At 44.4% G+C, this 6,469-nt stretch carries 5 protein-coding genes; all 5 read right to left on the reverse strand.

Annotated features, from left to right (window positions below; translation table 11 throughout):
* Positions 1 to 11: 11 nt before the first annotated feature.
* The 5 genes from NG821_RS10355 to NG821_RS10375 all read right to left on the reverse strand — a co-directional run bounded on the left by NG821_RS10355 (position 12) and on the right by NG821_RS10375 (position 6,335).
* The gene (locus NG821_RS10355) at positions 12 to 1,340 is read right to left on the reverse strand and encodes an alpha amylase family protein (RefSeq protein WP_252761592.1); all 1,329 of its coding nucleotides are present in this window, start codon (positions 1,338 to 1,340) and stop codon (positions 12 to 14) included.
* A 20-nt stretch (positions 1,341 to 1,360) separates the two neighbouring features.
* The gene (locus NG821_RS10360; protein ID WP_252761593.1) at positions 1,361 to 2,755 is read right to left on the reverse strand and encodes a sugar porter family MFS transporter; all 1,395 of its coding nucleotides are present in this window, start codon (positions 2,753 to 2,755) and stop codon (positions 1,361 to 1,363) included.
* A gap of 41 nt (positions 2,756 to 2,796) precedes the next feature.
* Positions 2,797 to 3,900, reverse strand: coding sequence for a DUF4434 domain-containing protein (locus NG821_RS10365; RefSeq protein ID WP_252761594.1), 1,104 nt, complete (start codon positions 3,898 to 3,900; stop codon positions 2,797 to 2,799).
* 187 nt (positions 3,901 to 4,087) lie between these two features.
* Positions 4,088 to 5,272, reverse strand: a complete 1,185-nt coding sequence (locus NG821_RS10370; protein WP_252761595.1) for an AGE family epimerase/isomerase — start codon at positions 5,270 to 5,272, stop codon at positions 4,088 to 4,090.
* Between the two features lie 400 nt (positions 5,273 to 5,672).
* Positions 5,673 to 6,335: a DUF5018 domain-containing protein gene (locus NG821_RS10375; protein ID WP_252761596.1), complete on the reverse strand. Its 663-nt coding sequence runs from the start codon at positions 6,333 to 6,335 to the stop codon at positions 5,673 to 5,675.
* Positions 6,336 to 6,469: the final 134 nt, after the last annotated feature.

Below are 6,469 nucleotides of genomic sequence, written 5' to 3' on the forward strand. Positions count from 1 at the left end.
CAATTAAAAAATTACAAATTCAACAGACCTGCTTTTTGCATGCCCTTTTTAACCTCATCCCATAAATTCCTGTGTTGAATAAGGTGGCAAATATCAAAGACCATTACCCCGTCAGAATATTTCAAATTTGTCTCGATAGACTGTGCCAGTTTTTTCGGACAATTATAAAACTGTTCCGCCAGTATACCGCCATAAAAAGGTTTCCCGCAGAGGATATGACGTAGATGGCGGCATGAGCCTTCCACAGAATACCATGTACCGAATTGCGTTTCCGAATCCGTTTCGTTACGTACACCCTTTTTATTTTGTTCTGCTTCTGAAATGGAAATATCCGTATAATAATTGCCAGTGATATAAGTATCTATCAATTCAGCATAGCCCGTTTGGGCATAATGAGGCGTCGCCCAATCCTTTTTACTCGGATCATAATGCTGACTTGCGAAATTCACCCCTACCTCATAATAAGAAGGATACCACGCTCCCGTATAAGTTCCGAAAGAGATCGCCGGATTGACAGACTTGACCGCATCCCGGAGTTCCCTCATGACTTGGTATATGACAGAAGCCCGATATTCTATCCATTGATTGAAATACCGGCCTCGCTGGACGACATACTGTCCGGTGGTGTCTTTCTTCCAAGTGAAGATATCTTCGGGAAAATGTTTTAGTTTTATGCCGGAATATTTTTCGAATCCTTTTTCCGATGCCGACGAGAAATCCGCCTCGATACCGTCATACCTCACCCTGTCAAGAATGATGCCGTCCAATCCTGGATATTGACGAACAAGATCGTCTAGGACTTTGATGATATATTTGCGATAACTCCGGTTTACGGGGTTGACCATTGCTGCATATTTCTCTTTCTGCTTCGTGATGGGCATTAATCCTTTAGGCGTATACACGACAGAAGCCCATTTCGGATGTCCCGAATAAATTAATCCCCGGTCAAAATAGTTGTGTCCTGCAGAAAAGACATTCAGAGAGGCATGTACTTTCAGACCTAAACGATGTGCACTCGTAATGAATCTCCCAAGGTAATCGAAATTCGGTCTGACGGTATGATTCCATTCTTTCAAGCGAGGAGCATATTTCGTTGAGAACAACACCTCACCCGAGATCGGGCGGACATCGACCACCACATCCGTGAATCCCAACTGTTTGATCTTATCCAAATAGAAGTCGATGCTGTCGGGACAACTGAAACAACGGAAATTAGCTTCCGCGTCGACCCACATGAAGGCTCTCTTGGAAGGCAATGTGCTTCCAGCGTCCATGCATAAAGGAACTCCTGTCATACACAAGAGCATGAAAAGTGTGAGAATCGTGCTTCTTTTTTTCATCAGTCTATCTTTCTGTCTGTCTATTTGCCCTTTGTCCAATACCTTTCGATCTCTTCCAGAGACATACCTGCAGTTTCAGGGATCATCTTCCACATGATGAGCAGGTAAGGGATGCACATGACCGCAAAGAGAATGAACGTTCCTGCAGGAGTAAGGTTCTGCAACAACCAAGGTGTCAATTGTCCGATCAGATAGGTGCCTATCCATAATGCAAATCCTGCAATGGACATGGCCAGACCACGTATGCGGTTAGGGTACATCTCGGAAAGCAATACCCATACGACTGCACTGATGGAAACGGCACAGCAAAATACATAAAGCAAAAAGAATACCGGCATAAAGTAAGTGGACAAGTTAAGTGGTGTCTTTTCTATAAAATAGAAAGCGATGCAGAGCAAGTCGATGATCATGCCCGTCACGCCATAATAAATCAATTTTTTGCGTCCGAATTTGTCGATGATGAACATGGCAATGATGGTGCCAACGGTGTTGACAATACCCACGAGGACCTGGCAGAACAAAGGGTTGGATATACCGGCATCCTTGAAGATGGAGGGACCGTAATACAGCACCGCGTTGACCCCCATGAACTGCCCCAACATGGCTATACATAGACCCACGATGACTGATTTGAAGATTCCGGGTTCAAACAAAGTCCGCCATTCTGATTCCGATTTTGAAGAGAGGGTGGATTCCGTATCTTCTATCTGACGTCTGGCTTCAGCGTGCGACGTATAGATATGACTGTATATTTCCGATGCCTTGTTTTCCCGATGATGCATGATCAGCCATCGGGGACTTTCCGGTATGAAGAAAAGAATGATAAAAAAGATAAAAGCCGGAATAGCTTCCATCCCGAACATACTGCGCCATACATCATCGACGAATATCTGTTGGAAAAAGTCAGATGAGAAGGAAGCCGTCTTGGAAATATTGAGGAGCATATAGTTCGTAAGATATGCTGCCAGAAACCCTAAGGTGATGGCCAGTTGATACAGAGAGACCAGTCGCCCTCTGTATTTCGTTACGGCGATTTCAGAAATATACATCGGCGCAACAATGGAAATGTTCCCTATTCCGAGTCCTCCGATAAATCGTGCCAGGACAAGCACGCAGAAATTGCAGCTGAAAGAACACCATATTCCTGAAGCGGTAAACAGGAAGGCTGCGATAAACATTGTGAAACGCCTCCCTAACCGGTCACTCAGTATACCCGTAAAGGCAACGCCTACGATGGATCCGATCAAGGCGCACCCCACGAACCAACCCTGTTCCAAGACGGTCAAATGGAATTCATCTGCTACCTGGTCGATGGTGCCTGAAATGACGGCTGTATCATATCCGAACAAGATACCTCCGATAGCGGCTACCAGAGACAGGAATACGATATAACCTAATCTGTAATCTGTTTTCATATTCTTTTCAAAAGTAGAGCAGATAAGAATGGGGACTTTATCTACTGGATGTTAAAGTATTCTTTATAGCGGTCAAATAAATGATGTGCCTGGATATATGCTGATTGCGGGCTCATGAAATGAGAAAATTCAAAAGTTATGGCTTTGTCGTAGTGACAGCGTTTGGCTGCTTCAAGTTTCAAACGTAGTTTGTCGAATTTGATAGGCAGGAAATGGATGGGCATGTCACGGTCAAAAGATTCTGCATTCGTCCAGCATTGCATGTGGTATTTGTCCGCCAGTTTCTTGTTGACAGAGAAGAAAGCATCCAACTCATCATAATCGATATGCCCATCCTGAAAAGCACAGGCGTCTACAACGTCGTGGATGCCGTCGAAGATCTCGTTCCATTCCTTTTCGTGTTCTTTTACGGAAATAGCCTGATCATTGGTCATCTTGCCGGTACCCATGACAGCTTTCTTCCCGTCTATCCAAGGAGAGATGAATACAGGGAGTCCGCCTGAGACGTCCTTGCACTGTTTTCCCATCGCATAGAAGGACTTGATAGCGCCTTTCGTGCGGCGGCTGATCTCCGTGCTGATGTACCAGCCCTGAAAACTCTTATATTTCTTGCCGTACATGTTCCAGGCTTCCTCAATGACATATTTGTTGTCTTCCACTTCCTGACTCATATCGCCTGTATCCCAATAATGTCCGGAGTCATAAAGCCCGAAATAGAACTTCATGCCATATTTTGCTGCGAGACGCAAATACATGTCTATAAGGTCTACAGAAGGCATATAGCAGCCTTTGCCCAATAAATAGGGAGAAGGGTAAGTGATGAATTTCCGATAACCGGATCGAATGACAATGACCGTGTCTATACCGATGGCTTTCATGTAGGCAAAGTCCTGATCCCATTCTTTCTCTCCCCAGTTCTGATGAGGAATATCATGGGAAATTTCATCCAGAAAGGTACCTGTAATGCGTATGCCGTTGTTCTTTGGAACGATCAGATGGGACTGCAGACCTGTGATCGGTTTCGTATGAAGGCGAGGCTTCTGGTGTTTCGGCAATATCTGTTTCGCATTCAGCAAAGAGGGTGCAACAATAGCCGAGGCGCCTGCCAGCAAAGCTTTTTTTATGAAATCTCTTCTATTGATCATAATGTTTGAAATTAGTAAGCACTTGAAGCCAAAGGTTTAAAATGCTGATTATCAAGTCCGGCATTATTGTCTGTTCATTTTCTCTATGCCAATGCGACAGGAAAATGAACATGGCGTCAATAGTCCGGTAACATTGGCAAAGGTAATCAGAATTTTTTATAGTTCAAGCAATTTTTTGAAAGAATTGCTAAAGTGTCTTTAATATATCTTGACAAAGCGTGTAACCTTTGATCATCATTCTGGGAATGTGAAAAGGTCCTTTGAACAAATTTCCCTTGGCCGGTTGTGCGACAGTCCCGTCACGATGAAGGTAGCCGTACCATTCGCCATATTCATTGTCCGGGAAGTGAGCGTAAGTCCATTCGCTGATTTCACGGTGCCTGTACAGGTATTCTTCGTCTCCGGTTCCCAGATAGGCATATAGGGAAGAAATGATCGCTTCGCATTGGGGCCACCAGAATTTCATGTCCTGTGAATAATCCTGTGGGGGCAGATGACGGCAGTCCCTGAAATTAATGATACCCCCGAATTTCTTGTCCCAGCCCCAGTCCCAGGACCAGTTGTAGATCTTCAGGGCCGTATCCATCAAGTCTTTGTCCCATCCTCTCAAGCGGGCTTCTTCCATGATGAACCAAGATGTCTCAAGGCAATGACCCGGGTTAATCGTACGGGTCATGTTCGTATCTATGAATTCACCGTTTGGTCCGACGGTCTCCAGCAGGGCCTTGAATTCCGGGTGGATGAAATATTTCTTCAATTCAGTTATAGAATGGTCTATTTGTGTCGTGAGTTTCGGATCGTCAATGACGCTGCGGATGCGGGAGCCTACGTTAATCAGAATCATGACAATGGAATGACTTTGGAGTTTGACGTCAGGCTCGAATTTCGGTTCCAGAAACCCCGGAGTAGACAAGAAGAGTTGCGTGTCTTCAAAGATCTTCATCGCTTTCTCGGCATACGACATGTCCCCGGTAGCCAAGGCATATTCAGACATCGCTATAGAGGCGAAAGTCTCGGAAAACACATACCTGCGCTGCCGCAAAGGGCGCCCGTCTTCCGTAACTGAAAAATACATGTGCCCGTTCTTGTCGAAACAATGGCTTTCCATAAAGTCCAGTGTACTTTTTGCTGCATCTAGCCATTCCTGCCGGTGCTCTATGTTGTTGTAGGCATAAGAGCAGATAAAAGCAAAACGTCCCTGAAACCATACAGATTTCGTGTGATCCATTAAAGAGCCGTCACGGTCAACACAGGTATAGACACCACCGTGTACCCTGTCCCATCCGTGTTCCATCCAAAAAGGCATGATGTTTTCAGTCAGGTCTCTCTTGTAGGATTCAGCCCAGAATTCCAAATACTTTTTTTTATTCATTATTTTAATCTTTAATAGAGTTGAGATATTAATCGAGTTCTCCCTTAAACGCTATCTGGGGATTGGAATTCATACTTTATCATCACGCTTTTTGATAGTTCTGATTCGCAATCGTTATCTGATCTCCCCACATGGTGATCCTTGGTTGATACCGTTCTACAAACGCGGGTATCTAAAGTTAATTTTATCCTGTCTTATATCGTTTCATTTCACCGTAATAGGTATGCTGTTTAATTTGAAGAGTCCATGCAACTCTTAAAACTTGGTCATTGTCCGTCAATATCGTTGGTCTGTCGTAACCCGATATTTTGGGGATAGAGCACTGCCACTTGCCTGTATGGCTCTAGGATGTATAGGTTACCGGGCACAATTCTTCATCCTGCCGCCCAGAATCCTGCCCCTATTCTTGAGGTACTTGTCTCTTGACGGTATAGACACTTTTGTCTGTGCCGTTATCGGCTGTAACTATAAATTGGAAACCGTTATTGAAATCATGCACTTTCGAAGGGTCCGGAGATATTGTCGCATGAGGCGAAAGGGTAACATCTGCGGCCATTGCGGACAGATCTTGACCGGTGACCAGAGTAATCGTCTTGTTGTCCTCATCGATGATACCGGATAATTTCCCCTGAGCAACTGTAAAAGCTGTTATAGCGCATGCATTGGATTTCGTCCTCTTTCCTGAAATCGTGATTTTCTTTTGCTCACCTTGCGGATTGGTAAATGTAAATTCATTCTTCTTTGTCAGGTCCAAGACGGTGATAGGGGGATCTATTTTACAGTTGTTCTCTATTTCTGCCACAACTTTCATGGCTGTCATATATGTTGCTGTCGTACTGTCGCTCTCTTCCGGATAGTACCAAGGTATGGGTATGACATAATCGGTCATATTAGTGTCTGTCACAGCATATTTCGCGATTTCTTTTCCTGCGTCGACACCTGAGGTCAAGTATGCCGTGAGACTGGAAATTCCCGGACTGGTAGCTGTGGGGTTAACGGTATCCATCTTGGCACAACTTCCTATGGTCATCAGAATTCCCAACCCCAATAATAGTTTTTCCATATAATTTATTTTCATTCGAAAATGTTTTTATTGCGAACAGCCAGTAAATCGGCTATTCAGGTTTAACTTATTTGTTTTGACACAATAAAAGAATAAGCAGGCTGCGGTATGCTGTCTGCGGCTATTGGCTTAGG

This window comes from Segatella cerevisiae (genome assembly GCF_024054555.1).
GTDB classification, from domain to species: Bacteria; Bacteroidota; Bacteroidia; order Bacteroidales; family Bacteroidaceae; genus Prevotella; species Prevotella cerevisiae.